Source organism: Variovorax ginsengisoli (assembly GCF_030811835.1).
In the GTDB taxonomy this organism is placed as follows: Bacteria; Pseudomonadota; Gammaproteobacteria; order Burkholderiales; family Burkholderiaceae_C; genus Variovorax; species Variovorax ginsengisoli_C.
On record NZ_JAUSRO010000013.1, the window covers coordinates 75,820 to 101,540 of the forward strand.

General features: G+C 67.3%; 26 protein-coding genes and 1 other RNA gene. 11 read left to right on the forward strand and 16 right to left on the reverse strand.

Translation table 11 applies throughout. The features are described from left to right. Positions 1-16: 16 nt before the first annotated feature. On the reverse strand, positions 17-1,093 hold the full coding sequence (gene cyoA, locus J2W36_RS19390; protein ID WP_307691404.1) for a ubiquinol oxidase subunit II: 1,077 nt from the start codon (positions 1,091-1,093) through the stop codon (positions 17-19). A gap of 206 nt (positions 1,094-1,299) precedes the next feature. On the opposite strand from cyoA, the gene J2W36_RS19395 reads away from it, so the two are divergent. Further along, positions 1,300-2,595: an MFS transporter gene (locus tag J2W36_RS19395; protein ID WP_307691500.1), complete on the forward strand. Its 1,296-nt coding sequence runs from the start codon at positions 1,300-1,302 to the stop codon at positions 2,593-2,595. Positions 2,596-2,836: 241 nt separating this feature from the next. Further along, positions 2,837-3,223, forward strand: coding sequence for a response regulator (locus J2W36_RS19400; RefSeq protein WP_307691405.1), 387 nt, complete (start codon positions 2,837-2,839; stop codon positions 3,221-3,223). An 18-nt stretch (positions 3,224-3,241) separates the two neighbouring features. On the opposite strand, the gene J2W36_RS19405 is transcribed toward J2W36_RS19400, so the two are convergent. The 7 genes from J2W36_RS19405 to J2W36_RS19435 form a co-directional block, all read right to left on the reverse strand. Beyond that, positions 3,242-4,435: an amidase gene (locus tag J2W36_RS19405; protein ID WP_307691406.1), complete on the reverse strand. Its 1,194-nt coding sequence runs from the start codon at positions 4,433-4,435 to the stop codon at positions 3,242-3,244. 37 nt (positions 4,436-4,472) lie between these two features. Beyond that, positions 4,473-5,507: an ABC transporter ATP-binding protein gene (locus tag J2W36_RS19410; protein WP_307691407.1), complete on the reverse strand. Its 1,035-nt coding sequence runs from the start codon at positions 5,505-5,507 to the stop codon at positions 4,473-4,475. Further along, on the reverse strand, positions 5,500-6,597 hold the full coding sequence (locus J2W36_RS19415) for an ABC transporter ATP-binding protein (RefSeq protein WP_307691408.1): 1,098 nt from the start codon (positions 6,595-6,597) through the stop codon (positions 5,500-5,502). Before J2W36_RS19415 ends, J2W36_RS19410 begins: the two co-directional genes overlap by 8 nt. Further along, the gene (locus J2W36_RS19420; protein WP_307691409.1) at positions 6,594-7,502 is read right to left on the reverse strand and encodes an ABC transporter permease; all 909 of its coding nucleotides are present in this window, start codon (positions 7,500-7,502) and stop codon (positions 6,594-6,596) included. Before J2W36_RS19420 ends, J2W36_RS19415 begins: the two co-directional genes overlap by 4 nt. A 2-nt stretch (positions 7,503-7,504) precedes the next feature. After that, entirely contained in the window at positions 7,505-8,455 is a 951-nt protein-coding gene (locus J2W36_RS19425; RefSeq protein ID WP_307691410.1) for an ABC transporter permease, read from the reverse strand. 136 nt (positions 8,456-8,591) lie between these two features. Next, on the reverse strand, positions 8,592-10,241 hold the full coding sequence (locus tag J2W36_RS19430) for an ABC transporter substrate-binding protein (RefSeq protein WP_307691501.1): 1,650 nt from the start codon (positions 10,239-10,241) through the stop codon (positions 8,592-8,594). A gap of 153 nt (positions 10,242-10,394) precedes the next feature. Further along, positions 10,395-11,285, reverse strand: a complete 891-nt coding sequence (locus J2W36_RS19435; protein WP_307691411.1) for a LysR family transcriptional regulator — start codon at positions 11,283-11,285, stop codon at positions 10,395-10,397. 82 nt (positions 11,286-11,367) lie between these two features. Here J2W36_RS19435 and argC point away from each other — a divergent pair, with 82 nt between their 5' ends. The 5 genes from argC to htpX are packed head-to-tail and all read left to right on the forward strand — an operon-like array spanning position 11,368 to position 15,951. Beyond that, on the forward strand, positions 11,368-12,300 hold the full coding sequence (argC, locus tag J2W36_RS19440) for an N-acetyl-gamma-glutamyl-phosphate reductase (RefSeq protein WP_307691412.1): 933 nt from the start codon (positions 11,368-11,370) through the stop codon (positions 12,298-12,300). 24 nt (positions 12,301-12,324) lie between these two features. Continuing rightward, a complete protein-coding gene (gene pyrC, locus J2W36_RS19445; protein ID WP_307691413.1) occupies positions 12,325-13,365 on the forward strand; it encodes a dihydroorotase in 1,041 nt (346 codons plus the stop codon). After that, positions 13,362-14,183, forward strand: a complete 822-nt coding sequence (locus J2W36_RS19450; RefSeq protein ID WP_307691414.1) for an NYN domain-containing protein — start codon at positions 13,362-13,364, stop codon at positions 14,181-14,183. The genes pyrC and J2W36_RS19450 overlap by 4 nt, the downstream gene beginning before the upstream one ends. Continuing rightward, entirely contained in the window at positions 14,180-15,082 is a 903-nt protein-coding gene (locus tag J2W36_RS19455; RefSeq protein WP_307691415.1) for a DUF3025 domain-containing protein, read from the forward strand. Before J2W36_RS19450 ends, J2W36_RS19455 begins: the two co-directional genes overlap by 4 nt. Further along, on the forward strand, positions 15,079-15,951 hold the full coding sequence (htpX, locus tag J2W36_RS19460; protein WP_307691416.1) for a protease HtpX: 873 nt from the start codon (positions 15,079-15,081) through the stop codon (positions 15,949-15,951). The genes J2W36_RS19455 and htpX overlap by 4 nt, the downstream gene beginning before the upstream one ends. 27 nt (positions 15,952-15,978) lie before the next feature. On the opposite strand, the gene J2W36_RS19465 is transcribed toward htpX, so the two are convergent. Further along, positions 15,979-16,881 carry a ProQ/FINO family protein gene (locus J2W36_RS19465; protein WP_307691417.1) on the reverse strand — a complete coding sequence of 301 codons (903 nt, stop codon included), beginning with the start codon at positions 16,879-16,881 and terminating at the stop codon, positions 15,979-15,981. Between the two features lie 104 nt (positions 16,882-16,985). Next, a complete protein-coding gene (locus tag J2W36_RS19470; protein WP_307691502.1) occupies positions 16,986-17,606 on the reverse strand; it encodes a flavin reductase family protein in 621 nt (206 codons plus the stop codon). A 103-nt stretch (positions 17,607-17,709) separates the two neighbouring features. On the opposite strand from J2W36_RS19470, the gene pcp reads away from it, so the two are divergent. Beyond that, the gene (gene pcp / locus J2W36_RS19475; protein WP_307691418.1) at positions 17,710-18,378 is read left to right on the forward strand and encodes a pyroglutamyl-peptidase I; all 669 of its coding nucleotides are present in this window, start codon (positions 17,710-17,712) and stop codon (positions 18,376-18,378) included. A gap of 13 nt (positions 18,379-18,391) precedes the next feature. On the opposite strand, the gene J2W36_RS19480 is transcribed toward pcp, so the two are convergent. Then, the gene (locus tag J2W36_RS19480; protein WP_307691419.1) at positions 18,392-20,065 is read right to left on the reverse strand and encodes an NAD(P)/FAD-dependent oxidoreductase; all 1,674 of its coding nucleotides are present in this window, start codon (positions 20,063-20,065) and stop codon (positions 18,392-18,394) included. A 164-nt stretch (positions 20,066-20,229) separates the two neighbouring features. On the opposite strand from J2W36_RS19480, the gene J2W36_RS19485 reads away from it, so the two are divergent. Beyond that, complete coding sequence (locus J2W36_RS19485) at positions 20,230-20,457, forward strand: hypothetical protein (RefSeq protein ID WP_307691420.1); 228 nt, start codon at positions 20,230-20,232, stop codon at positions 20,455-20,457. Positions 20,458-20,511: 54 nt separating this feature from the next. Here J2W36_RS19485 and cysK read toward each other — a convergent pair whose 3' ends face one another. Continuing rightward, the gene (gene cysK, locus J2W36_RS19490) at positions 20,512-21,441 is read right to left on the reverse strand and encodes a cysteine synthase A (RefSeq protein ID WP_307691421.1); all 930 of its coding nucleotides are present in this window, start codon (positions 21,439-21,441) and stop codon (positions 20,512-20,514) included. 66 nt (positions 21,442-21,507) lie between these two features. Here cysK and rnpB point away from each other — a divergent pair. Beyond that, positions 21,508-21,849, forward strand: an RNA gene (gene rnpB / locus J2W36_RS19495) — RNase P RNA component class A. Here rnpB and J2W36_RS19500 read toward each other — a convergent pair. Beyond that, positions 21,844-22,530, reverse strand: a complete 687-nt coding sequence (locus J2W36_RS19500) for an aspartate/glutamate racemase family protein (protein ID WP_307691422.1) — start codon at positions 22,528-22,530, stop codon at positions 21,844-21,846. The genes rnpB and J2W36_RS19500 overlap by 6 nt on opposite strands. A 13-nt stretch (positions 22,531-22,543) precedes the next feature. After that, positions 22,544-23,005: an Lrp/AsnC family transcriptional regulator gene (locus tag J2W36_RS19505; RefSeq protein ID WP_307691423.1), complete on the reverse strand. Its 462-nt coding sequence runs from the start codon at positions 23,003-23,005 to the stop codon at positions 22,544-22,546. Between the two features lie 150 nt (positions 23,006-23,155). On the opposite strand from J2W36_RS19505, the gene J2W36_RS19510 reads away from it, so the two are divergent. Continuing rightward, a complete protein-coding gene (locus J2W36_RS19510) occupies positions 23,156-24,103 on the forward strand; it encodes a LysR family transcriptional regulator (RefSeq protein ID WP_307691424.1) in 948 nt (315 codons plus the stop codon). A 10-nt stretch (positions 24,104-24,113) separates the two neighbouring features. Here J2W36_RS19510 and J2W36_RS19515 read toward each other — a convergent pair whose 3' ends face one another. Continuing rightward, positions 24,114-24,911, reverse strand: a complete 798-nt coding sequence (locus tag J2W36_RS19515) for an amino acid ABC transporter ATP-binding protein (RefSeq protein ID WP_307691425.1) — start codon at positions 24,909-24,911, stop codon at positions 24,114-24,116. Further along, positions 24,912-25,715, reverse strand: coding sequence for an amino acid ABC transporter permease (locus tag J2W36_RS19520; RefSeq protein WP_307691426.1), 804 nt, complete (start codon positions 25,713-25,715; stop codon positions 24,912-24,914). Positions 25,716-25,721 lie beyond the last annotated feature (6 nt).

The window sequence follows — 25,721 nt, forward strand, 5'->3', positions numbered from 1 at the left end:
GGGATACGGAGTGGCTTTACATCGGGCGCTCGGCCGGTGGCACGAACGCGTCGACCGGATCGTTCACGGAGCACATGGCGCCCACGTAGCTGCGGCCGGCACGCTCGGTCAGGTCCAGCCGGGCGCGGGTGGCCGCATCCAGCGTGGTCACGTTGTAGGCGCCGGGCACACCCAGGCCGCCGGTGGCGTCGATGGCCATCATGTCCTTCATGCACATCTTGTTGTTCTCGACGCAGCGGTTGAGGATGGCGTCGTACAGGCCGGGTGCCACGTTCGCGTAGCGGCGAACCGGGTCGCGCTCGCTGGGCTGTTCGAGCTTCAGGTAGGCGTCACGGCTGAGCGTTTCGCCGCCGGTCTTGGTCTTCTGGACCCAGTTGTCGAAGTCGCCGTTGTTCAGGCCATGGAACTTGAAGCGCATGCCAGAGAAGCCGGCGCCGCTGAAGTTGGCCGAGAAGCCTTCGAACTCACCGGGCTTGTTGATGACCGCATTCAGCTTGGTTTCCATGCCGGGCATGGCGTAGATCTGTCCGGCCAGCGCGGGGATGAAGAAGGAATTCATCACCGAGGAAGAGGTGATCTTGAACAGGATCGGGCGATCGACCGGCGCGGCGATCTCGTTGACCGTCGCAATGCCCTGTTCCGGGTAGAAGAACAGCCACTTCCAGTCCAGCGCCACGACCTCGATCACCAGCGGCTTGGTTTCGGCCGGAATCGGCCGGTTGGCGTCCAGGCGGGAAAGCGGGCGGTACGGATCGAGCGTGTGCGTGCTGATCCAGGTCAACGCGCCCAGCGCGATGATGATCAGCAGGGGCGCGGCCCAGATCACGAGTTCCAGCTGCGTGGAGTGGTCCCAGTCGGGGTCGTAGTCGGTGCGGTTGTCGGCGTTGGACTGCCGATAGCGCCACGCGAACAGCAACGTCAGCGCGATCACCGGCACGATGATCAGCAGCATCAGGCCCGTGGAGATGAAGATCAGGTCACGCTGCTGGGTGGCGATGTCGCCGGAAGGGTTGACCAGCACTGCGTTGCAGCCCGCCAGCAGCCCGATGGCTGGGAGCAGAAGCAGCCCGCGAAGGTTCTTGAGGTTTGGCATTCCGGACGAAAAAGAAGCGTGGGTTAGGGAAGGTACTGAATCTATGACGAAAGATCGCTGATGGCGAGTGGGCGTTTTGTCCTATGCTGATGCTTCATCACTCGTGTGACCCTGCGATGTACGTTTGACCCCTGATCCGGATCCATCCAAGAGCAAGCCCTATGTCAACTCTCGCCCACCCCCACACAGAACCGTCGTCCGACCGCATGGAAGAGGATCTGCGCCGTCTATCGGCCGATGATGCGACCATCGCCCCCAGCGAGATCGCCGTCGGCGTGATCATCGGCCGGGCCTCCGAGTATTTCGACTTCTTCGTCTACGGCATCGCGTCGGTGCTGGTTTTTCCGGCCATCTTCTTCCCCTTCGCGGAACGGCTGGAAGGCACGCTCTATTCCTTCGCTATTTTCGCGCTGGCCTTCATCGCCCGACCGATTGGCACCATCAGCTTCATGGCCATCCAGACGCGTTGGGGGCGGGGGGTCAAGCTGACCATGTCATTGTTCCTGCTGGGCATCTCCACCGCAGGCATGGCATTTTTACCGAACTATGCCAGCCTGGGCGAGACGTCCATCGTCCTGCTCGCGGTGCTCCGTTTTTTCCAGGGGATCGCGCTGGGCGGTTCCTGGGATGGCCTGCCGTCGCTGCTGGCGTTGAGCGCCCCGCCCAAGCGCCGTGGCTGGTACGCCATGATCCCGCAGCTGGGTGCGCCCATCGGCTTCATGATCGCCAGCGGCCTCTTCCTCTACCTCCATGCCAACCTGCCGACGGCGGACTTCCTCGACTGGGGCTGGCGCTACACCTTCTACGTGGCCTTCGCGATCAATGTGGTGGCGCTGTTCGCGCGCCTGCGCCTGGTGGTGACCGACGAATACGAACGCCTGCTCAAGCAGCGTGAGCTCGAACCGGCGCCTGTCGGCGAAATGGTCCGCTCGCGCAGTGGCAGCAACATGTTGATCGGCGCTTTTGCGGCGCTCGCCAGCTACGCGCTGTTCCATGTGGTGACCGTCTTCCCGCTCTCGTGGATCACCCTGAATTCGACCCAGCCGGTGAATGACGTGCTGGTGGTGCAGATGATCGGTGCCGCCATCGCCATCTTCGGCGTGATGGCCTCCGGACGCATCGCAGACCGCATTGGCCGCCGCAGCACCCTGGGGAGCGTGGCGGTGGCGATTGCTGTTTTCAGCATCTGTGCGCCGCTGCTGCTCGACGGCGGGATCGTTGGCCAGGACATCTTCATTCTGGTGGGCTTCGCACTGCTGGGTCTGTCGTATGGCCAGGCCGCCGGCGCGGTCAGCTCGAATTTTGCACCGCGGTACCGCTACACCGGCGCTGCCCTGACGTCCGACCTCGCCTGGCTCATCGGCGCGGCGTTCGCTCCGCTGGTCGCCCTTGGCCTGTCGTCGCACTTCGGGCTGATTGCTGTGAGTGGGTACTTGCTGTCCGGCGCGCTGTGCACCCTGATCGCCTTGCGCGTGAACCGGGCGCTCGAAATCCGCGGCTGACCCATCCCTTCCTGCAGCGGGCCGCGCACGCGGCCTGCCACCCACAAAGCGCCTCTTCCGAGAGGCGCTTTTTTTCGGGAAAATAGTTTCAGTTCGCAGGCTGCATTGGCCTGTTGTCCGACATGGCGCGGTCTTGGAGCTTCACTACCCTGACGAACAATTGAAAGCGCTGCGGGTGGCGCAGGTCCGCAGATGACCTGCCTTTCCCGAAGAGACAAGCAAACATGCTCCGGGACCCTTGATGACGATTCCTGTCTTTCTCGTCGAAGACAACCAGATCATTCGCGCGAACCTCATCGACACGCTCGGTGAACTCGTCGGCATGCAGTTCGTGGGTCATGCGGACAATGCGGCTGATGCGATCGACTGGCTGGTGCACCAGCCGCAGGCGTGGGCCATCCTGATCGTTGACCTCTTTCTGAAAACCGGCAATGGACTTGCCGTGCTCACGGCATGCCGTCAGCGCGACGCCAAGCAGAGAGTCATCGTGCTGAGCAACTACGCGACGCCCGAGATGCGCAAGCGCTGCGCGGCCGCCGGTGCCGACGCGGTGTTCGACAAGTCGACGGAAATCGACGCGCTCATCGATTACTGCCTCCAGACAGCCCAGGAACGCTCTCGCGGTTGAGCAGTTCGGCGGCGTCCGTCAGCCCTGGGCGATCACGCCGATGCGCTCGGCGCACCGGATCAATGACCGGTCCGAGCCGGCCGGTCCCAGCAGCGACAGCCCCAGCGGTGCCCCTTCGCGTGCAGCCAGCGGCATCGACAGCTGTGGCATGCCCGCAAGACCTGCCACGCACAGCATGCGGATGGCGCGGTTGCGGTAGTCCTCCAGGCTGGCTTCGGGCGTGCTGCGCAGCGGTGCGATGTCGGGCATGCTCGGCATCAGCAGCACGCCATCGCTGCCCAGAAGCGCTGCCAGCTGCGCCCGAAATGCGAGGCGGAAGGCGCGCGCTGCGATCACCTGGGCGTCGGTGACGGTGCGCGACCACGCGAAGCGCTCGGCCACGCCCGGCCCGAGCGGCGGCGCGTAGCGCTCGATGACCGGGCCGTCGGTCAACCAGGCTTCGCGGCCTTGCAGGTAGCGAAAGTGCCAGTACATGGCGTCCCAGGATTCGAGGGCGACAGTGTCCACTGGCGCTGCATCGCCCAGCACCGCCTGCACGTGCCGCGTGGCGCCCTCGAGGGCCTGGACCACCGGCGCGTCGAGCATCGCCCAGAGGTCGCTGGGCCACAACAGCCGCACCCGGTCGGGCAGCGGCGCAGGGTCGGCGTCGAGCAGCACGTCGGCCACGCGCGCGAAAGTGGCGATGTCGCGCGCAAACCAGCCGCAGGTGTCCAGGCTGGGCGCCAGGTCGAGCGCGCCTTCGAGGCTGACGCGGCCGTGCGTCGGCCGCAAGCCGTACAGCCCGCAGTGGTTGGCCGGCGCGCGCACCGAGCCACCGGTGTCGGTGCCCAGCGCAACGTCGCACAAGCCCCACGACACGGCTGCGGCCGAGCCCGACGACGAGCCGCCCGTGATGCGATCGGGCGCGGCGCCGTTGAGTGGTGCGCCGAAGTGCGCGTTGTTGCCGTTCATGGAAAAGGCGAACTCGTCGGTCACGGTCTTGCCCGAGAACTGGGCGCCGGCGTCAAGCAGCTTCTGCACCGTCGGTGCCGTCTGCGTCTTGATGCCCGACATCGCCAGCACGATCGGGCTGCCCCCGCCGGTCGGATAGCCGGCCACGTCGAACAGGTCCTTCACGCCAAAGTGCAGGTCGGCCAGCAGGCCGGTCGGGGCGCTCTTCACGGGCACGTCGGGGTAGGGGACGAAGGCGTGGGCGGGGTCGTGCAGGTGCATGGGGGGGTCGACGGAAGCGGAGGGCCAGACTGTGCGCTCAGGCGGCCTGGGAGATGGCATGTGGGGGATGCGCGGGATGGGGTGGGGGCACCAGCGCAGCAGCGTCCTGCGTACGGATGCAGCGCGCCTGATGCCCCGGTGACACCTCGACCGCCGGCGGTTGCGCCGCGCGGCAGGCGTCGACGGCGAGCGTGCAGCGCGCGGCGAAGGCGCAACCCGACGGCAATGCTGACAGGTCGGGCGGCGAGCCGCCAATGGTCTCCAGCCGCATCCCCCGCGTCATCGCGCCGTGCGCGCGGCTCTTGAGCAGTGCGATGGTGTACGGGTGCCGTGGCGAAAGGATCAGGTCGCGGGCCGTGCCTTCCTCGACGATGCGCCCGGCGTACATCACGGCGATGCGGTCGGCCACCTCGACGGCCGCGCCGATGTCGTGCGTCACGAAGATCACCGACAGCCCGAGGTCGCGCTGCAGCTCGCGCAGCAGCAGCAGAATCTGGATCTGCACCGTGGCGTCGAGCGCGGTGGTGGGCTCGTCGGCCAGCAGCACCTTCGGGTTGCAGGCCAGCGCCAGCGCGATCATCGCGCGCTGCCGCATGCCGCCGGACATCTCGTGCGGGTAGGCGGCGAGGCGCCGTTCGGGGCTGGGAATGCGCACTTTCTCGAACAGCGCCAGGGCGCGGCCCTTGGCTTCCGAGTGACTCACGCCTTCGTGGCGGCGGATGGCTTCGACGATCTGCGCGCCGACCGTGTAGACCGGGTCGAGCGCCAGCAGCGGCTCCTGGAAGATCATCGCGACCTCTTTGCCGCGCAGGTCCGCCAGCGTGCGCGCGTTCATGCCGAGCACGTCCTTGCCGTTGACTTCGAGCTTGCCGGTGATGCGCGTGTTGCGCTCGGGGTGCAGCCGCATCACAGTGCGCAGCGTCACGCTCTTGCCCGAGCCCGATTCGCCGATCAGCGCGACCACCTCGCCCTGGCGCAGTTGCAGGTCGACGCCGTTGACGGCCTCGATGCGCTTGCCCGGCGCGAGGAAGTTGACGCGCAGGTCCTTCAGTTCGACGGCGAACTCAGGCATGGGCCACCTCCGCGAGGCTGTCGGCGAGGTCGGGGAAGTCCGGCGGTGGTACGTAACCCGAGCCCGGTTGCCAGCGCAGGCAGGCCGCGCCGTGGCCGGCGGCCGTCTCGATGAAGTCCGGCTGCGTCTGGCTGCACACCGGTTGCGCGAAGGCGCAGCGCGTATGGAAGCGGCAGCCGGGTGGCGGGTCGATCGGGTTCGGCGGGTCGCCCGACAGCGGTGCCTCGGTGGTGCGCTGCATCGGGTCGCCGCTGGGCATCGAGCGCAGCAGCGCGCGCGTGTAGGGGTGGCGCGGTGCATCGAACACCTGCGCCGCCGTGCCGACCTCGACCACCTGGCCGAGGTACATCACCAGCACGCGGTCCGACATGTAGCGCACCACGTGCAGGTCGTGGCTGATGAAGAGGTAGGTCAGCCCGAAGTCGCGTTTCAAGTCTTCGAGCAGGTTGAGCACCTGCGCCTCGACCGACTTGTCGAGCGCCGATACGGCCTCGTCGAGGATCACCAGCCGTGGCTCGAGGGCCAGGGCGCGTGCGATGTTCACGCGCTGGCGCTGGCCGCCCGAAAGTTCATGCGGATAGCGTCCCGCGAAACGCGCGGGCTCCAGGCCGACGCGCGCGAGCAGGTCGTGCGCGCGATTGAGCGCGTCGCGCGACGACACGCCGTGCACCGTCGGGCCGAAGGCGACCGAATCCTCGATCGTCATGCGTGGGTTGAGCGACGAATAACTGTCCTGGAACACCATCTGCGTCTGGCGGCGGAAGTCGCGCAGCGGCAGGTCGCGCGCGCCGACGGTGGCGCCGTCGAACACCAGCTCTCCGCTGTCCTGCACGATGAGCTGCATCAAGAGGCGCGCAGTGGTCGACTTGCCGCAGCCCGATTCGCCGACCACGCCGAGCGTCTCGCCCTTGCGGATCTCGAAGCTCACGCCGTCGACGGCGCGCACCGCCGACTTCGGGCCGAAGCCCAGGCCCGCGCGCTTGAGCGGGAAGTGTTTCTTCAGGTTCTGCACGCGCATCAGCGGCTGGCGCGGGCCGCCGACGTCGCGCGGGTCTTCGAGCACGGATGCATTCGTGGTGATGGCATTCATTGCTTGACCTCCATCGCGTTGCGCAGGCCATCGGCCAGCATGTTGAACGACACCGAAGTCACGAAGATCAGTACGCCCGGCAGCGCGGCGATCAGCGGCTGGCTGTAGATGGCGGTGCGAAGCGTATTGAGCATCAGGCCCCACTCGGGCTGCGGCGGTTTCACGCCCAGGCCGAGGAAGGACAGGCCCGAGGCCAGGATCATCGACACGGAGATCAGGCTGGTCGAATACACGAAGATCGGCCCGATCACGTTGCCGAAGACATGGCGCCGCACGATGGTCAGTGCCGGCGCCCCCGACGCGCGGGCCGCGTCGACGTAGTCGCTGCGCCGAACCTGCGTGGTCACGCTCTCGGCGATGCGCGCGATCTGCGGCACGAACACCACCGTCAGCGAAATCAGCGCGTTGGTGATGCCCGCGCCCAGCGCGCCCGACAGCGCGATGGCCAGCAGCACCGATGGAAAGGCGTAGAGCACGTCGATGCAGCGCATGATCACGGTGTTGACCTTGCCGCCCGCGTAGCCCGCAAGGATGCCCAGTGCGCTGCCGATCACGAAAGCCATGATCACCGGTGCGATGCCCATGAAGAGCGAGAGCCGCCCGCCGAGCATCAGGCGCGAGAGCAGGTCGCGGCCCAGCTCGTCGGAGCCCAGCGGAAAGCCCGGCGTGCCCACCGGCCGCAGCCGCTTGAACATCGAGGTGGCAAAAGGGTCGGCCGGCATGATCCACGGCGCGAAGATCGCGACGAGGATCAGCAGCAGGATGATGGCCGCGGCCGTCATGGCGACCGGGTTGCGCACCAGGCGGCGCAGCACATTGGCGCCGTGGCTGCGCGAGCGCACGGCGTGCAGGGGCGCCGACGGCGGCGTTCCGGCAGCGAGCGCGGTGGCTGTGGTCGTTGACATGGTCAGGCCCTTTCGATGCGGGGGTCGAACAGGGTTTGCAAGACGTCGACGATCAGGTTCAGCCCGACGAAGAACAGCGCCAGCACCAGGATCGTCCCCTGCAGCAGCGGCAGGTCGCGTTGGAAGATCGCCTGGTTCAGCAGGAAGCCGGTACCCGGCCACGAGAACACGGTCTCGATCAGGATCGAGCCTCCCAGCAGGTAGCCCAGTTGCAGACCCATCACCGCGAGCGCGGTCGGCGCGCAGTTCTTCACCACGTGCCTGAACACACCGAAGTCGCCCAGGCCGCGCGCACGCAGGCCGATCACGAACTCCTGCGACAGGATGTCGGCCACCAGCGCGCGTACCGTGCGCGCGACGATGCCCATCGGGATGAAGGACATGGTGACGGCGGGCAGGATCAGGTACTTGACGTGTTCCACGTCCCACTTCCACAGGCCCGAGCCGTCGGGCCCGGCGCCGGTGGCGGGCAGCCACATCAGCTTGGCCGAGAAGATGATGACCAGCACCATGCCGAGCCAGTAGTGCGGCAGGCTGACACCGATGACCGAGATGAACGACGCCGCGCGGTCCATCCACGAGTTACGGAAGTACCCTGCGACGAAACCGAAGAGCGAGCCGAAGGCGAAGCCGATCAGCGTGGCCAGCGCGGCCAGCATGAAGGTGTTGCCCACGGCCTTGAAGACTTCCTGCGTCACCGGCCGCGCCGTGGCGATCGAGGTGCCCAGGTCGCCGTGCAGCGCGCGCCAGATCCACTGCGCGAACTGCACCGGCCAGGGCCGGTCGAAGCCATAGAGCTTCATCATTTGCTGCTGCAGATCGACCGAGGCATCGGCCGGCAGGATCGACACCAGCGGGTCGCCCGGCGCGATATGCACCAGCATGAAGCACAGGAAGGACACGCCCAGCATGATGGGCAGCGCGTAGCCGATGCGGCGCAGGAGATAAATCATTGCTCCCCCCCAGTCTTCGCGCACTGCGTGTCGCTACGCCAACCCCCTGCCGGGGGCACCACCGGCGGCCTGGCAAAGCCAGTTCCGCGGTGGTTCTGGAATGGGCCGGTCATCTGCTTCGTAGCGTGTTGCAGCTTCAATCCATGCTCATGGTTGCCAAGTCGATGAACCAGCTTTGCGGTTGGACGACGCCCTTGATCTTCGGCGACAGGGCGCGCGGGCCGACGTCGTGGGCGACGAAGAGGAACGGTGCCTCGTCGATGATGCGTGCCTGCAGCGTGGCCAGGGCTGCGTCGCGCTGCTTGTCGTCGAAGGTGGTGCGGGCCTTGTCGACGAGCGCATCGACTTCCGGGTTGCTGAAGTAGCCCCAGTTGTTCGACACTGGCGGGAAGGCCTTGGTGCTCACGAAGCGGACCATCGCGAAGAACGGGTCCATCGTCGCCGCGCTCACGTTGGTGGCATGCGCGCCATGGGCGCCCGGGTCCTTCGCGCCCAGACGCCAGCTGGAGAACAGCGTGTTCCATTCGACCACGTCGAACTGCACGTCGAAGAAGCATTCCTTCAAGCTCTGCTGGATGAACTCGTTCATCGGCAGCGGCTGCATCTGGCCCGAGCCCGACGCCGAGGTCTGCACCTTCACCTTGACCGGCTTGGCGGCCGAGTAGCCGGCTTCGGTCATCAGCTTCTTGGCTTCGGTTGGGTCGTACTTGATCTGGAACTTGGGATTGCCGCGCCACGGGTTGCCGGGTTCGGCCACGCCGGTCGCCTCGACCATCAGGCCGCCCAGCAGTTCCTTGAGCGCGGTGCGGTTCAGGCACAGGTTGGCGGCATAGCGGACTTTCTTGTCGGCGAAGGGCGAGTCCGGCAGCATCGAGAACTGCCACGGCCACAGATGCGGCTGCAGGTTCTGGTAGAGCTTGAAGCCACGTGCCTTGATCGCATCAAGCGCGTCGGGCGAGGGCGCCTCGATCCAGTCGACCTGGCCCGACAGCAGCGCGGCGGTGCGCGACGAGGCTTCGGGCAGTGGCAGCAGCACGACGCGGTCGATCTTGGGGCGGCGCTTGGCGTCCCAGTAGTCGGGGTTCTTGACGATTTCCAGGCGCTCACGCGGCACGAACTTCGAGGCCTTGAACGGGCCGGTTCCCGAGTAGTCGGCGGCGAATGCGGTCCAGGCAGCCTTGCTGCGCTCGGCCTTGTCGGTCACGCTCGCGGGCACGGCGGCCAGCTTCTTCTCCCACTGCACGGGCGACGCCATGAACAGGTTGGTCAGGTTGATCGGCAGGAACGAATCGGGTTCGGACGTGGTGAGCTCGACCGTCAGGTCGTCGATCTTGCGCGCGGTGCGCAGCGTGGGCATGCGCGAGGCGGTCACGCCGATCTGGGCCGGATCGAATTGCGGCGCATCCTTGCGCAGCACCTTGTCGACGTTCCAGACCACCGCGTCCGCGTTGAAGGGCGATCCGTCGTGGAACTTGACGCCCGGACGCAGCTTGAAGATCCACTTGGTGCGGTCGTTCGCGTCGACGGCCCACGACACGGCCAGATCGGGAATCACCACACTGGCCTTGGTGGCCGAGCTCAGGTCCCATTGCGTCAGGCTGTCGTACATCGGAATGCCGGTGAAGCGGTTGCCTTCATAGCCCTGGTCGGGCTGGCCCGAGGTGCGGGGAATGTCCCCGGCGGTCATGGCGATGCGCATCACCTTCTCCTGCGCGAGCACGGCGGTGCTGGCCAGCGAGAGCCCTGCGACCAGCAGGGCGCCGGTGCGCGCGCCCAGGCGTGGCATGGGCAGGGACAGCAGCGAACGGAGCTTCTTCATTGGGAGGTTGACCTGTGAGTTGCGGGTGTGTGCTTTCAAAGCAATTGACATGCCAATCAATCGCACCTCTTGCAATCTCTGCCCGGGGCGCACCCGCCCCACGCCGCTCGAAGCCGCGCTTCAGGCCGTGCTGTCCATGCCGGGCAGCAGGGCTTCGAAGACGACGCGTGCCGGGCCCCTCGCGTTGGGGTCGCCGACGGCCAGGCCGAGCTGCCGCCACAGCGCTGGCGCGAGCGGGCGCACGACGATGCCGGAGTTCGGGGCCGGTTGCTGCGATTCCTTGGGCAGCAGGGCTGCGCCGTAGCCGGCCGCGACCAGGGTCCGAATGGCGTCGTTGTAGTTGAGCTCGATGCACGGCCTGCAGTGCACGCCCGCTGCCGCAAACCATTCGGCCGTCAGCCGGTACAGGCGCGTGGATGCGTCGTTCATGATCAGCGGCCGTTCTGCCAGCCACTGGGGCGTCAACCGCCGGGGTGCCTTCCAGCTGGCCGGCAGGTACGCGAGCACGGGTTCGCGTCGCAGCGGCGTCACATGCACGCCGCGCACGGGCGACTGGGGCAGCGCGACCACGGCCAGGTCCAGGCTGCCCGCCGCAAGCCGCGCCATGCTTTCGTTGGATGTCAGCACCTGCACATTGACATCGACACCCGGGTGGTTGCGCGCCAGGCGTTCGAGCGCGGGCGGCAGCAGGTGCGCAATCACGCCCGTCGAGGCACCCACGCGCACGCGGCCAGTCTGGCCTGCGAGCTGGCGCCGAACGTCTTGCACCGCGTCGTCCGCGTCAGCCAGCAGCCTGCGGGCCCGCGCGATGAACCGCTCACCCAAGGCCGTCGCCTGCGCCGGGCCGCGTCCACGAACGAGCAACTGGCCGCCCAGGCGCGACTCCAGTTCGGCGATCTGCACCGTGACGGTGGGGGCCGCGAGATGAAGGGCACGCGCCGCATTGGCCAGCGAGCCCAGGTCGGCAATGGCGACCAGGGTGCGCAGATGGTCGAGGTTGAGTTCACGCATCGCGCTAATTTAACTTTTCTTAATCTTGCATTGGATATATTCAACTGGAGCCATTGACGCGATCTCCCTACGATCGCGCTCCATGGACCTCAACATCTTCATCGACGGCAACCAGGGCACCACCGGCCTGGACCTGCAGAACCGGCTCCAGGGCGGGGAATTTCGCATCCGCACCCTGCCGGCGCACCTGCGCAAGGACGCGGCGGCGCGGCGGGCCGCACTCAACGAGAGCGACATCGCGATCCTGTGCCTGCCGGATGCCGCAGCGCGCGAGGCGGTGGCCATGATCGAGAACCCGTCGGTGCGTGTCATCGATGCCAGCTCCGCGCACCGCGTCAGCCCCGGCTGGGTCTACGGCCTGCCGGAGCTCGATGCCTTGCAGGGCGAACGCATCGCCCGAGCGTCGCGGGTGACCAACCCGGGTTGCTATCCCACCGCAGCGATCGCGCTGCTGCGGCCATTGACGGATGCGGGCCTGTTGCCTGCGGACTATCCGCTCGTCATCCAGGCCGTATCGGGCTATTCCGGGCAAGGCAGGGCAGGCGCGGAGGCGCACGAGGCCGGCCCGGATGTGCATTCGCTGACGGTCTACGGCCTGGCGCTCGCGCACAAGCACGTGCCCGAGATCGAAGCCTACGCCGGCCTGGCCGTGCGGCCGATCTTCCTGCCCGCCTACGCAAGCTACCGGCAGGGCATCGTGCTCACCATCGGGCTGCACCAGCGGCTGCTGCCCGCGGAGGCATCCGGCGCGCGCATTCACGAATGCCTGACGCAGCGGTACCGCAACGCGGCGCACGTGCATGTGCGGCCGATGTCTTCGGGTGCGGCCGACCTGGACCCGCAGGTCCACAACGCAACGAACGACATGAGCCTGGCCGTGGCATGCAACGAACGCACGGGCCAGCTTGTGCTGAGCGCGGTGCTCGACAACCTGGGCAAGGGTGCCGCGGGTGCGGCGCTGCAGAACCTGCGCCTGATGACAGGGGCCGGTGCCTTGGCGCTCGACGGGCGCTGACGGACACGGCGACAATCGCCACCCATGACACGTTCTGCCGACACCCTGACCCTCACCCGCCCCGACGACTGGCACCTGCACGTGCGCGACGGCGCCGCGCTCGAAGCCGTCGTGCCGCATTCCGCCCGCCAGGTGGGCCGTGCGCTGATCATGCCGAACCTGCGCCCGCCCGTGACCACCGCCGAGCAGGCGCTGGCCTACCGCGAGCGCATCCTGGCCGCCATGCCGGCCGAACGCGGCTTCGAGCCCGTGATGTCGCTCTACCTCACCGACAAGCTGCCCGCCGACGAGATCGCGCGCGCCGCCGACGCCGGCGTGCGCGCGCTCAAGCTTTACCCCGCGGGCGCCACCACCAACAGCGACGCGGGCGTGACCGACATCCGCAAGACCTACGCCACGCTCGAAGCCATGCAAAAGCACGGCCTGCTGCTGCTGGTGCATGGCGAAGTGACCGACCCGGCCATCGACCTGTTCGACCGCGAGGCCGTCTTCATCGACCGCGTGATGATCCCGCTGCGCCGCGACATGCCCGAGCTCAAGATCGTCTTCGAGCACCTGACCACGAAGGAGGGCGCGCACTACGTGCGCGATGCGGGCCCATTCACCGCCGCCACCATCACCGCGCACCATCTGCTCTACAACCGCAACGCGATCTTCACCGGCGGCATCCGCCCGCACTACTACTGCCTGCCGGTGCTCAAGCGTGAGACGCACCGCGTCGCGCTGGTCGAGGCCGCCACCAGCGGCAGCGACCGCTTCTTCATGGGCACCGACAGCGCACCGCACGCCGCGCACCTGAAGGAGCATGCGCTCGGCTGTGCCGGCTGCTACACCGCCATGACGGCCATCGAGCTCTACGCCGAGGCCTTCGACCAGGCTGGCGCGCTCGACAGGCTCGAAGGCTTCGCGAGCTTCCACGGTGCCGATTTCTACGGCCTGCCGCGCAACACCGACACCATCACGCTCCAACGCGAGACCTGGACCGTGCCCGAGACCGTGCCCTACGGCGAAGCCACGCTCAAACCGCTGCGCGGTGGCGAAACGCTCTCGTGGCGGCTCGCATGACGGCGTCGACGGCCAAGGTCATGCTCCTGATCGACGCCGACAACGTGTCGGCCGACGTCATCGAGCAGGCCGTGCACAAGGTGCTCGCCGCGCATGGCGCGCTGCATGTGCGCCGCGCCTACTGCACGCCCGAGGCGGCGCTCAAGCACCAGGCACTGTTCAAACGGCTGTCCGTACGGCCGATGGTCAACCTGGCCGCCGGCAAGAACAGCACCGACATCGCGCTGGCGGTCGACGCGATCGACCTGGTCATTGCCGAGCGACCGCAGGTGGTTTATCTGGTGTCGTCGGACTCCGACTTCGCCCCGCTCGTGATCCGGCTGCGTGAGAAGGGTTGTCGTGTCTGCGGCATCGGCCAGCAAGGCAAGACCGGCGAGGAAACGCGCGGTGTCTACGACGCTTTCACCGACCTGCTGCACCATGGCGCGCGGCCTTCCGCGGCGCCTGACAGCCAGGCCGAGCCACAGGCGTCTCCCCTGAGCAGTCCCAAGGCCCAAGCCAAGACTCAAGCCAAACCTCAACCCAAGGCGCCGACCAAGCGCGCGCCGCGTCGCAAGAAGACCGACGCCGTCGCCATCGCGCCTCCGGCCCCACCACCGGTGCCCGAAGAGGTGCTGCACATCCTTGATGTCGTGCCCGAATTCCGCACGGGCGACAAGATCGAGCTCAACCAGGCGGTCGAATGGCTTCGCGCGGGCAAGCTGCTCGGCAAGAGCGCGAGTTCGCTCAAGCTGTTCCGCAAGCACCCCGACTGGTTTGTGTTGAGCCCGACAGCCAAGCCGAGCAAGGTGCAATACGTCGGCCTCGACCTGTCGTGACGCAGACGTGGCGCGGCGAGATCGCCGCGCTGGATTTCACCCGGCCGTGGCTGTCGCCCTTTGCCGAGCGCGCCGCGCCGGTCGTTGAGGCGCTCGCACGCGGCGCCACGGTGGCCGACGCGCTGTGCGCACCCGCCTTCGCGTCCACGCCAGCGACCTCGCACCCGGTCGCCGTGGGCATGCCGCTGCGCTTCACCGCGGCCCAGGCCTGCCCCGCGGACGAACCTTACGAGTCGCACATCCGCCGTACCGGCACCGTGCCCACACGGTGCAATCTTCACGACCTCTTCAACGGTCTGGTCTGGTGGCAGTTCCCCCAGGCCAAGCGCCGCCTGAATGCGCTGCAGGCCGCTGAAATCGCACGCAGCGGCATCGGCGCCACGCGCGGTGCGCTGCGCGACGCGATCACGCTGTTCGACGAGAACGGCGCCGTGCTTGAGGCACCGCCCGCACTGTGGGATGCGCTGCTCGCGCGCGACTGGCACCGGCTCTTCGTCGCCGAGCGCGCGCTCTGGCAACAGGCTCGGCTTCATCTGTTCGGCCACGCGCTGCTGGAGAAGCTGGTGCAGCCGCGCAAACCCGCCACGGCGCACGTGCTGGTGGTCGAGATGCCCGTGGGCGCAGGCACCGCCGCGGCCACGGCGACGGACGCGGCGCTCGCGGCGGCGCTGGATCCGGACTGGCTGGCCACCAAGCCTTTCGTTCCCCTTCCCGTGCTCGGTGTACCCGGCTGGTGCAACGAAAACGAGAACTTTTCCTTCTATGATGACCGGCAGGTTTTTCGTCCCCCGCCGCGTGAGAACAAGCACAACATCCTGCCCGTGTGGCGACGACAAAGCTTGAATCGGCCCCTTGGACCCCCAACTGGCCCTCAGTTTCCCCACGGAGAATCAACTTGAAACGCATCCTTCTGTTCGTGCTGACCAACGTGATGGTGGTGGCGGTGCTCGGCATCGTGGCCAGCCTGCTCGGCGTCAACCGTTTCCTCACGGCCAACGGTCTCAACCTGACCGCGCTGCTCGGCTTTGCGCTGGTGATGGGTTTTGGCGGCGCGATCATCTCGCTGCTCATCAGCAAGCCGATGGCCAAGTGGACCGCGGGCCTGCGCATGATCGACAACCCGCAGAACGCCGACGAGGCCTGGATCGTCGCGACCGTGCGCAAGTTTGCCGACAAGGCCGGTATCGGCATGCCCGAGGTGGCGATCTTCGAGGGCGAGCCCAATGCCTTTGCGACCGGCGCGTTCAAGAACTCGTCGCTGGTCGCGGTGTCGACGGGCCTGCTGCAGGGCATGACGCGCGAAGAGGTCGAGGCCGTCATCGGCCACGAAGTTGCGCACATCGCCAACGGCGACATGGTCACGATGACGCTGATCCAGGGTGTGATGAACACCTTCGTGGTGTTCCTGTCGCGCGTGATCGGCTACGCGGTCGACAGCTTCCTGCGCCGCGGCGACGACCGCAGTTCGGGCCCCGGCATCGGCTATTACGTGAGCACCATCGTGCTGGACATCGTGCTGGGCTTTGCCGCTGCGATCGTGGTGGCCTGGTTCTCGCGCCAGCGCGAATTCCGCGCCGACGCGGGTGCCGCGCAGCTCATGGGACGCAAGCAGCCGATGATGAACGCGCTGGCGCGCCTGGGCGGCCTGCCCGCTGGCGAACTGCCCAAGGCGGTCGAAGCCATGGGCATCACGGGCGCGGTGGGCAAGCTCTTCGCGACCCATCCGCCGATCGAAGAGCGCATCGCCGCGCTGCAGCGCAACGCCTGACGCAGGGCGCTGCAGCTGCGCCTTTCTTCAGGTCGTCGGATCGGCTTGCTGCGCTGCTGCTGCCTGGGCTGCAGCGGCCTGCGCTGCCACCTCATCCTTGCGCACGCGCTGCAGCGTGCGCGCCACTTCCTTCACGTCCATGCCGTACATGTCGGCGAACTCGGCTTCGGTCTTGCCGCTGGCCTGAAACGCACGCATCAGGGCTTCGCGCTTGGCGGCCTGGCTGGCGAGGTCGGCCAGCGCTTCGTCCAGGGCGGCATTGGTCACGTCGTCGCGGGCACGCACGCGTTCGGCGTAGGCCTCGCGCGTGAGGCCCGAGGCCTCGATCGCGGCCATGATGCGCTTGTGCAGTTGCGGGCGCAGGTCGTCCTTGGTGCGCGTCTGGCGGCGACGGAACACCTCCATGATGGCGTGATGCACGTGCTCGGCGGCCACTGGCTCGACCACATTGCCGTCGAGATCGTGGCGGGGCAGTCCGGCTGCAACGCTCTCCAGGTAGCGCGTCGAGCGCGCATGCAGGCCCATCGCCACCTTGAGTTCTTCGCGCGGCAGCACGTCGGGGTGGCGTGCGGCGAGGTCTTCGAACACGCCCAGCTTGAGCGGCACGAAGCGCGCGCCGAACAGGGCGGGATAGAGCTCGAACAGGCGTTCGAGGATCGGGTTGACCTTGCGCGCCGCCTGCGGGGGCTGGGTGCGCTTGTCCTTGTGGCCCTGGCGTGGCGCCGAGGTGGCACCTGGCGTGGTCACGGCGACAACGGCGTCGGCGGCCGATGCATCGGTGGTCGCGGCCGTGTCGCCCGGTGCAGCCACGGGACGGCCCTGCTTGTTGCCGCCGCGGCGTCCGCCACGGCTGCCACGGCGTTTGCGGGCGGGGTCGGCAGCGGGGGGCACGGTGTCGGGCGTCTGCGCGTCTTGGGAGGCTTCGGTCATCGGAATGGCTTCGGAGAATGCGGTGTGAGGACGCCAGCGAAGGCAGGTCCGTCGTAAGGTGCGCGGCCAGGGCCGTCGCAGGAAAAAGAGCCGATTTTCCGCTATCAGCGCGGCCGGAACATTTTGAAGAGATTGTCGGGGCGTATCGTGAAGTAATCAGCCGGTCCGCCGCCGCGCAGCACGGGCTCTGCAGCGGCCGTGTCGTAGATGCCGTCCTTCAGCAGATGGCGCGCGATATGGACGCCCACCACCTCGCCCAGCACGAGCCAGGTGGGCAGCTTGCTGCCGTCGGCGCCTTCGAGCTGGATGAGCTGGGTGAGCCGGCATTCGAAGGACACCGGGCTTTCGGCCACGCGGGGCGCGGCGATGCAGCGCGAAGCGACTGGTGTCAGCCCGGCGAGCGTGAATTCATCGACCTCCGGCGGCACGGCCGCGCAACTCTGGTTCATGGCTTCGGCCAGCGGCCGGGTCACCAGGTTCCAGCCGAACTCGCCGGTCTCGCGGATATTGCGCAGGCTGTCTTTCTCGCCCAGGCTGGCAAAGCCGACCAGGGGCGGCGTGTAGTTGAAGGCGTTGAAGAAGCTGTAGGGCGCCAGGTTGCGCCGGCCCTGCGCGTCCTGCGTGGACACCCAGCCGATCGGCCGGGGTCCCACCATCGCGTTGAAGGGGTCGTGCGGCAGGCCGTGGCCCTGGGCGGGCTCGTAGAAGTGAAAGTCGTTGGACATAGGCATGGAGAGCTTGCGTTGTAGCAGATTTCCCCGGCATGCTGCGTGATGCTGGCCATGCCAATGGCGGCCCAGGCTTTTCCTTTCTTTCCAGGATCTTCGCATGACCTACGACACGACGCCCTGCATCCTGCTCACGGGCTTCGAGCCCTTCGACCGTGACACCGTCAATCCCTCATGGGAGGTCGCGCGTGCGTTGGATGGCTGGCGGTGCGAAGGCGCGACGGTGCATGCGCTGCAATTGCCCTGCGTGTTCGGCCGCGCGGCCGAGCGGCTCGACCGGTCGCTGGTCGAACTTCGCCCGCAACTGGTGCTATGCCTGGGGCTGGCCGGTGGTCGCGCCGATATTTCGGTGGAGCGTGCCGCGCTCAACGTCGACGACGCGCGCATTCCCGACAACGCGGGGCAGCAGCCCATCGACACCCCCGTGGTGGCGGGCGGACCGGCCGCCTATTTCTCGACGCTGCCAGTGAAGGCGATGGTGCGCGACCTGCGCGGTGCCGGGCTGCCGGCGTCAGTGTCCAACACGGCGGGCACTTTCGTGTGCAACCACGTCTTCTATGCGCTGATGCACCGCCTGGCGAGCTGGCCGTCGCTGGCTGGTACGCGCGGCGGCTTCATCCATGTGCCTGGGCTGCCCGAGCAGGCGGCCGCACAACCGGGCATGCCCAGCATGGCGCTGGCTGCGCAGGTGGAGGCGCTGCGATTGGCCTTGCGCACCGCCATCACCGTGCGCGAGGACGTGCGCGAGACGGCCGGTCGCCTGCACTGAGCAGGCCGCAAGCTCAGACTGCGCCGGCCATCAGGCTGCGCGCGACGGCCTCCGCCACCTTGATGCCGTCCACGCCGGCCGACAGGATGCCGCCCGCGTAGCTGGCCCCTTCGCCCGCCGGGAAGAGGCCGCGCGTGTTGAGGCTCTGGAAGTCCTCGCCGCGCGTCATTCGGATGGGCGAGGAGGTGCGTGTTTCCACGCCGGTGAGCACCGCGTCGTGCAGGTCGAAGCCCTTGATCTTGCGGCCGAAGGCCGGAAAGGCCTCGCGCATCGCCTCGATCGCATAAGCGGGCAGCGCGGCATGCAGGTCGGTCGGCGTCACGCCGGGCTTGTACGAAGGCACCACACTGCCCAGTGACGTCGATGGCCTGCCGGCGACGAAGTCGCCCACCAGTTGACCGGGCGCGCAGTAGTTGCTGCCGCCCAGCACGTAGGCGTTGGCTTCGAGCTGGCGCTGCAGTTCGATGCCGGCGAGCGGCGAGCCGCTGGTGCCGTTGGCCGCCGCGTGGTCCCAGCCAGGAAAGTCGCTCGGCTCGATGCCCACCACGATGCCCGCATTGGCGTTGCGTTCGTTGCGCGAATACTGGCTCATGCCGTTGGTGACGACCCGCCCCGGCTCGCTCGTGGCCGCGACCACCGTGCCGCCCGGGCACATGCAGAAACTGTAGACCGCACGGCCATTGGCCGCGTGGTGCACCAGCTTGTAGTCGGCCGCCCCCAGCAGCGGATGGCCCGCATGGCGGCCCCAGCGCGCACGGTCGATCAGGCCTTGCGGATGCTCCACGCGAAAGCCGATCGAGAAGGGCTTGGCTTCGATGTGCACGCCGCGCGCATGCAGCATCTCGAAGGTGTCCCGCGCGCTGTGGCCCAGCGCCAGCACCACCTGGTCGCAACGCAGTTCGCTGTCCACGCCAGTGGCCTGGTCGCGCACCGTCAGGCCGCGCAGGCGACGGCCCGCCGGACCGTCCTCGATGTGCACGTCGGTCACGCGCTGCTCGAAGCGGATCTCGCCGCCCAGCGCGACGATCTGCGCGCGCATGTTCTCCACCACCTTCACCAGCTTGAAGGTGCCGATGTGCGGATGCGCGACGTAGAGGATTTCCGGCGGCGCGCCGGCCTTCACGAACTCTTCCATCACCTTGCGGCCGAGAAAGCGGGGGTCCTTGATCTGGCTGTAGAGCTTGCCGTCGGAGAAGGTGCCGGCACCGCCTTCGCCGAACTGCACGTTCGACTCGGGGTCGAGCACGCTCTTGCGCCATAGGCGCCAGGTGTCCTGGGTGCGTTGGCGCACGGTCTTGCCCCGTTCGAGCACGATCGGCCGGAAACCCATCTGCGCGAGCATCAGCGCCGCGAAGATGCCGCAGGGGCCGAAGCCCACCACCACCGGGCGCAGCGGCAGGTCGGCCGGTGCCTGCGCCACGGGCCGGTAGCGCATGTCGGGCGTCGTCATCACGCGCGGGTTGCCCGCGAGCCGGGCCAGCGCCGCGGCTTCGATGGCCGGCGAGGCCAGCGTCACGTCGACGATGTAGACCTGCAGCAGATCGGCCTTGCGCGCATCGAAGCTGCGCTTGTGCACGTGGATATGGACGACGGCGTCGGCATCGACGCCGAGCAGGCCCTGCACGGCGCGTGACAGCGCATCGGCGGGTGGATCCAGGGGAAGCTTGATTTCGGAAAGGCGAAGCATGGCGTGCGGCCCGGGGTCTTCGGGCAGGTGGCGGGCTGTGGGGGGTGCCATTATCGACGCTGGCGCCCCTGTAGGTCGAAAGTCGCCTGGGTAAGACCCGATGAAAGCGTGGGGCGCGAGGACTATCTTGGGTGCATCGACTTCGGTCGCTCTAGGAGACGATCATGCTGATAGCCACCAAGATCGCGATGGCCAGCGGAGTGGCGGCGCTGGCGCTGGGCGGGCCCGCAGTGGTGGACCCCGCCAACGCCGATGCGGCGGGTGCGCAGCGCGCCAGCGCCACCGTCGCCGCACAGGAGACGCCGCAACAGCGGCGGATGCGGCAGTGGGAGGCATCGACCTACTGCCCGGCCGGTTGCAGCATCGGGCAGGCGTTCAACTTGCGGCACTGAACAGTGACACTGAGCGGGCGCCGCCAGGGCGCCAGCGGCCTCCTGGCCTCCTGTTCAGGCCGGCAGGAAACCCTCGACCGAGAGGTAGCGCTCGCCGGTGTCGTAGTTGAAGCCGAGCACCACCGCGTCGTCGGCCAGTTCGGGCAGCTTCTGGGCGATCGCGGCCAGCGTGGCGCCGGAAGAAATGCCCACGAGCATGCCTTCCTCGCGGGCCGAACGCCGTGCCATCTCGCGCGCCGGCTCGGCATCGACGAGGATCACGCCGTCGAGCAACGTGGTGTCGAGGTTCTTTGGCACGAAACCCGCACCGATGCCCTGGATGGGATGCGGTGCCGGTGTGCCACCCGAGATCACCGGCGAAGCTGCCGGCTCCACCGCGAACACCCGCAGCTTTGGCCAGCGCGCCTTGAGCACCTGCGCCACACCCGACAGATGGCCGCCGGTGCCCACGCCGGTAATGATCGCATCCAGCCCCTCGGGGAAATCGGCCGCGATTTCCTCGGCCGTGGTGCGCACGTGCACCGCCACGTTGGCCGGGTTGTTGAACTGCTGCGGCATCCATGCGCCCGGCGTGCCGGCCACCAGTTCCTCTGCCCGCGCGATCGCGCCCTTCATGCCCTTCTCGCGCGGCGTGAGGTCGAAGCTCGCCCCGTAGGCCAGCATCAGGCGGCGGCGCTCGACCGACATGCTGTCGGGCATCACCAGCACCAGCCTGTAGCCCTTGACGGCGGCCACCATGGCCAGTCCCACGCCGGTGTTGCCCGAGGTCGGCTCGATGATGGTGCCGCCAGGCGGCAGCGCGCCGGAGCGTTCGGCGTCTTCGACCATCGCCAGTGCGATGCGGTCCTTGATCGAGCCGCCGGGGTTCGAGCGCTCGGACTTGATCCACACCTGCTGGCCCGGCCGGGCTACGTCGGCGAACAGCTTGCGCACGCGCACGTGCGGGGTGTAGCCGATGGTGGCGAGGATGGTGTCGGCTTTCATGAATTTGGTCTCCTTGAGGTCGGCAGGGCGGTGAAGGCACCATTGTCGCGAGATAATCGCGCTCGTGAAGCACGCCAGACCGCCGCTGGTGCAATTCCCGAAAGGGAGCACTGGAGGAACGTCCGGACTGCACAGGACAGCGCAGGAGTTAACGACTCTCCACCGTGAGGTGAGGATCAGAGCAACAGAGACGAGTCGGTGAAGGGGCAACCCCGATCCGGGTGAAACGGGCAATCTCTGCGCGCAGCAACACCAAGTAGGCCAGTATTGAGGTGGTTCCGCTGAGCTGGCGGGTAGGTGGCATCGAGCCGTCCGGGCAACCGGCGGCCCAGATTAATGGCGGTCACGCCGGCATCGTCGCAAGACGGCGCCGGTGCACAGAATCCGGCTTATCGGCGAGCTTCACACTTTATTCATCCCTGCGCCCTGGCGCCATCGCGCCACCACCAGCGTCTCGATGTCGTGCACGCGGCGTCCGGTGGCCTGGGCGACTGCATCACGGTAGGGCGGCATGTTCGTGCATTCGAGCACGATGTCTTCGACGGACGCAGACAGGCGGACCAGGCGTTGAGCCGCATCCACCACATCGAGGCCCGCCTGGGCCAGATCGAGTCGGTCCTCGTTGTTCAGGATGCGCCGATGGAGTTCGCAGCCTGGCTGCAGGCCCTGCACCGGCGTCGACGCGGGCACGCTGGCCGCCTGAAGAATCGTCGTGCCGAGAGACGCCGCATCGAAGGTCACGATGCCCGGATGCGCAAAGTTCCGGCAGGCCAGCAGGCTGGAGGTGACGACGGGCACCGGCACGGCGCGCGAAAGCGCCTCCTGGTAGGACGCCAGGAAGCCGCAGCTCGTGGTGATCATCGCCGCGCCTTCGCCGACAAGCCGCAGGGCCGCATCGACAAAGGGCTGCAGCAGGGCCGGATCGGCATCCTGGACGATGCGCCGGGGTGAGGCGCCTTCGATCACCTGGTAGCGCACCGGAATGCCGTGGCGGCGAAACGTTTCCTCGTTGCCAATGTCGCCGGGTGGGCGTGGGAACCGCGTGTCCAGCATGAGCACGCCGAGAAACTGGGAGGCAGGGGTGGTCATGTCGGGCGTACGTTCATGCACTGTGGGCCACCGTGCTGCGACGGTCGATCTTGCGGCTGAGCACGATGGAGGACTGCGTCTGGTGGATGCCATCGATCTGCCCGAGTTGATCGAGCAGCTGGTCCAGCTGTTCCGGCGTGTCGCAGCGCATGAGAACCATGTAGTCGAACTGGCCGCTGACAGCCCAGACTTCCTCGATTTCAGGCATCCGTTCGAGCGCCCTGATCACGGCGGGTGCGGTCTTGGCATTCACGCTCAGTCCGCAGAACGCACGCACGACGGACTGCTCCAGGCGCTGACCCAGCCTCACGCCGTAGCCGGCAACGACCCCTTCGCGTTCGAGACGGGCGATGCGCGCAACCACGGTCGTGCGCGCGAGTTTCAGCTTGCGCGCGAGGTGGGCGGCGGGCTCGCGCGCATTGGCCTGAAGCAGGGCAAGCAGGTGGCGGTCGACGTCGTCTAGTCGCAGGTCCATGGTCGGCTTCGAGGCTAAATAAGGTCATTGTCGCGTCGATCCGGGTACCGGCAGGAAGCTGAAACGGTTTCATGCTTCAATAGACTCAAGTCCAGAGAGTTTCGGTTGTGCCACTCGGATTGCATCCGCGACTGATGCGTTTTCATCCTCATGTTCACAAGAAAATTCCTGCCCTCCATGGGGCAGCTGATGGCTTTCGAAAGCGCAGCACGGCATGCCAGCATTTCCCGTGCGGCCGACGAACTGAACCTCACGCAGAGCGCCATTTCCCGTCAGATCAAGCAGTTCGAGGCGCAGATCGGCACCGCGTTGTTCCACCGCGTGCGTCAGCGCGTCGTCCTCACGGATGCCGGTCGCGCGTACGCGGCTGCCTTGCGCACCGGCCTGCAGACGCTGTCCGACGCCACGCAGCACGTGATGACGATGGGTGCCATGGGCAAGGTGCTGAACCTGGCCGTGCTGCCGACCTTCGGCACCCAGTGGTTGATTCCGCGCGTGCGGCGTTTCGTTGCGCTGCAGCCGGACGTCACGGTCAACTTCGCGTCACGCACCGAGCCGTTTGATTTCGTCCGTGAACCCTTCGATGCGGCGATTCATTTCGGCACCGATTTCTGGCCCGGCGCCTCGTGCCACTATCTGCTCAGCGAAAGCGTGGTCCCGGTGTGCAGCCCGGAGTTCAGGCGAAGGCAGTCGCTGCACACCCGCGAAGACCTCGCGCAGCAGGTGCTGCTTCACCAGTCCTCGCGCCCCGTGCAATGGGCCGAATGGTTCCAGCAGGAGAAGGTGAGCGCGCCGCATGCCATGCAGGGCCCGCGCTTCGAGCACTTTGCCATGCTCGCCCAGGCGGCAGCCAACGGGCTGGGCGTCGCGTTGGTCCCCAGGTTCCTGATCGAGGAAGAGCTCGCGTCGGAACGCCTGGTCGTGCTGTTCGGCCAGGCCTTGGCCACCGAGCGCGCCTATTACGTGGTCGTGCCGGACACCGGCGCGGAAAATCCGCTGGTCATCGCTTTTCGCGATTGGCTGATCGGCGAAGCCGCGGCGACATGGCCCCCCACCGCCATGCCGTCACGCCCGCCCGCGTCCTCCGCGGCGCGCTGACAGCAGCCGTTCATGCGGCGGCGGCGCTTGCGCTGGCGGCTTCCGACGCCTTGAAGCGTCCGAGGAAGGCACGCGTGGCGTCCTGGCGTGGATGGTCGATGACGATGCTCGGCGGGCCGTACTCGGCGACCACGCCATCGCGCATGAAGATGACCTGATCGGCCACCTCGCGCGCGAACGCGATCTCGTGGGTGACCAGGATCATCGTCATGCCTTCCTTGGCCAGTCCCTTGATGACGTTCAGCACCTCGCCGACGAGCTCCGGGTCGAGGGCAGACGTGGCCTCGTCGAACAGCATGACGGCAGGCTTCATGGCGAGTGCCCGGGCAATGGCCACCCGTTGCTTCTGTCCGCCAGAGAGCTTGTCGGGGTAGTAGTCGGCGCGATCGAGCAGGCCGACCTTGGCCAGCAACGCGCGCGCCTCGGCCTGGGCCTGCGCCTTGGGCGTCTTGAGGACCGTGACCGGTCCTTCCATGACGTTCTGCAGGGCCGTCATGTGCGGGAACAGGTTGAAGTGCTGGAACACCATGCCGGTGGACGCCCGGAACCTTGCCAGTTGGCGCTCGTTCGGCAGGGTGGTGTGAGCGCCATTGAATTCGATGGTCTGCTCGCCCACGGTGATGCAGCCGGCATTGGGGACCGACAGCAGGTTGATGCAGCGCAGAAGCGTCGACTTGCCGGAGCCGGAGGGCCCGATCATCGCGACCACCTCGCCCTTGCGGACCTGCAGCGTGATGTCCTTGAGGACCACGTTCTGCCCAAAAGCCTTCTTGAGCCGGGTGATCTCGATCAGGGGACGTTCAGACATTCAAACCTCTTTTGGACCTGTGCCGTATTCCATGCGCTTGGCCCACACCGTGATGGGCAGCAGCACCAGGAAATAGGCCACGGCAATGAACGTATAGACCTCGAGGGGGCGGTAGGTGTCATGGGCGATCACCTGGCCCTGGTAGAGCAGGTCGGGCACCGCCAGCACCGACAGCAGCGAGGTGTTCTTCAGTTGCATGATCGACTGGTTCATCAGGGGCGGAACCATCTTCTTGAAAGCTTGCGGGAGAATCACCCGCCGCAGCATTTGCAGCCGCGTCATGCCCAGGGCCTTGGCGGCCTCGCTCTGCCCGGTTTCGATCGAAATGATGCCGCCGCGCACGATCTCGGAATAGAACGCACCCCCGTACAGCGCCAGGCAGACCGTGGCGGCCGTCACCGCCGTCATCTCGATGCCGGTCAGCACGGGCAAGGCGTAGTAGAACCAGACCAGTTGCACCAGCACCGGCGTGCAGCGAAACACCTCGATGTAGGCCCGCAGCGGCGCCGTGATGAACTTGTTGCTCGACAGCCGGCCCAGCCCGGTCACCAGGCCGATCAACAAACCCAGGGCCACGCAGATGACGGTGAAGAGCAGGGTGTAGAGCAGTCCGCTCAACAGCAGCCAGCGGTATTTCCACAGGGCGCCGAAGTCCCAGTCGTAGCCCGCTGCGCCGGCACCCGGCACACCGCCCGAGAAATGCCGGATCGCGGCCCACGCGCCAGCCACGGCGAGCAGCACGAGCAGCGCGATGCCCAGGGGGGAGCGGCCGCGGGGCTCGGCCGTCGAATCCGAAAGACGCATGGGCAC

What these genes read in the sequence shown, in the direction of transcription:
- cyoA (WP_307691404.1), bottom strand. Translation starts at nt 1,093, where the DNA reads ATGCCAAACCTCAAGAACCTTCGCGGGCTGCTTCTGCTCCCAGCCATC.
- J2W36_RS19395 (WP_307691500.1), top strand. Translation starts at nt 1,300, where the DNA reads ATGGAAGAGGATCTGCGCCGTCTATCGGCCGATGATGCGACCATCGCC.
- J2W36_RS19400 (WP_307691405.1), top strand. Translation starts at nt 2,837, where the DNA reads ATGACGATTCCTGTCTTTCTCGTCGAAGACAACCAGATCATTCGCGCG.
- J2W36_RS19405 (WP_307691406.1), bottom strand. Translation starts at nt 4,435, where the DNA reads ATGCACCTGCACGACCCCGCCCACGCCTTCGTCCCCTACCCCGACGTG.
- J2W36_RS19410 (WP_307691407.1), bottom strand. Translation starts at nt 5,507, where the DNA reads ATGCCTGAGTTCGCCGTCGAACTGAAGGACCTGCGCGTCAACTTCCTC.
- J2W36_RS19415 (WP_307691408.1), bottom strand. Translation starts at nt 6,597, where the DNA reads ATGAATGCCATCACCACGAATGCATCCGTGCTCGAAGACCCGCGCGAC.
- J2W36_RS19420 (WP_307691409.1), bottom strand. Translation starts at nt 7,502, where the DNA reads ATGTCAACGACCACAGCCACCGCGCTCGCTGCCGGAACGCCGCCGTCG.
- J2W36_RS19425 (WP_307691410.1), bottom strand. Translation starts at nt 8,455, where the DNA reads ATGATTTATCTCCTGCGCCGCATCGGCTACGCGCTGCCCATCATGCTG.
- J2W36_RS19430 (WP_307691501.1), bottom strand. Translation starts at nt 10,241, where the DNA reads ATGCCACGCCTGGGCGCGCGCACCGGCGCCCTGCTGGTCGCAGGGCTC.
- J2W36_RS19435 (WP_307691411.1), bottom strand. Translation starts at nt 11,285, where the DNA reads ATGCGTGAACTCAACCTCGACCATCTGCGCACCCTGGTCGCCATTGCC.
- argC (WP_307691412.1), top strand. Translation starts at nt 11,368, where the DNA reads ATGGACCTCAACATCTTCATCGACGGCAACCAGGGCACCACCGGCCTG.
- pyrC (WP_307691413.1), top strand. Translation starts at nt 12,325, where the DNA reads ATGACACGTTCTGCCGACACCCTGACCCTCACCCGCCCCGACGACTGG.
- J2W36_RS19450 (WP_307691414.1), top strand. Translation starts at nt 13,362, where the DNA reads ATGACGGCGTCGACGGCCAAGGTCATGCTCCTGATCGACGCCGACAAC.
- J2W36_RS19465 (WP_307691417.1), bottom strand. Translation starts at nt 16,881, where the DNA reads ATGACCGAAGCCTCCCAAGACGCGCAGACGCCCGACACCGTGCCCCCC.
- J2W36_RS19470 (WP_307691502.1), bottom strand. Translation starts at nt 17,606, where the DNA reads ATGTCCAACGACTTTCACTTCTACGAGCCCGCCCAGGGCCACGGCCTG.
- pcp (WP_307691418.1), top strand. Translation starts at nt 17,710, where the DNA reads ATGACCTACGACACGACGCCCTGCATCCTGCTCACGGGCTTCGAGCCC.
- J2W36_RS19480 (WP_307691419.1), bottom strand. Translation starts at nt 20,065, where the DNA reads ATGCTTCGCCTTTCCGAAATCAAGCTTCCCCTGGATCCACCCGCCGAT.
- J2W36_RS19485 (WP_307691420.1), top strand. Translation starts at nt 20,230, where the DNA reads ATGCTGATAGCCACCAAGATCGCGATGGCCAGCGGAGTGGCGGCGCTG.
- cysK (WP_307691421.1), bottom strand. Translation starts at nt 21,441, where the DNA reads ATGAAAGCCGACACCATCCTCGCCACCATCGGCTACACCCCGCACGTG.
- J2W36_RS19500 (WP_307691422.1), bottom strand. Translation starts at nt 22,530, where the DNA reads ATGACCACCCCTGCCTCCCAGTTTCTCGGCGTGCTCATGCTGGACACG.
- J2W36_RS19505 (WP_307691423.1), bottom strand. Translation starts at nt 23,005, where the DNA reads ATGGACCTGCGACTAGACGACGTCGACCGCCACCTGCTTGCCCTGCTT.
- J2W36_RS19510 (WP_307691424.1), top strand. Translation starts at nt 23,156, where the DNA reads ATGTTCACAAGAAAATTCCTGCCCTCCATGGGGCAGCTGATGGCTTTC.
- J2W36_RS19515 (WP_307691425.1), bottom strand. Translation starts at nt 24,911, where the DNA reads ATGTCTGAACGTCCCCTGATCGAGATCACCCGGCTCAAGAAGGCTTTT.
- J2W36_RS19520 (WP_307691426.1), bottom strand. Translation starts at nt 25,715, where the DNA reads ATGCGTCTTTCGGATTCGACGGCCGAGCCCCGCGGCCGCTCCCCCCTG.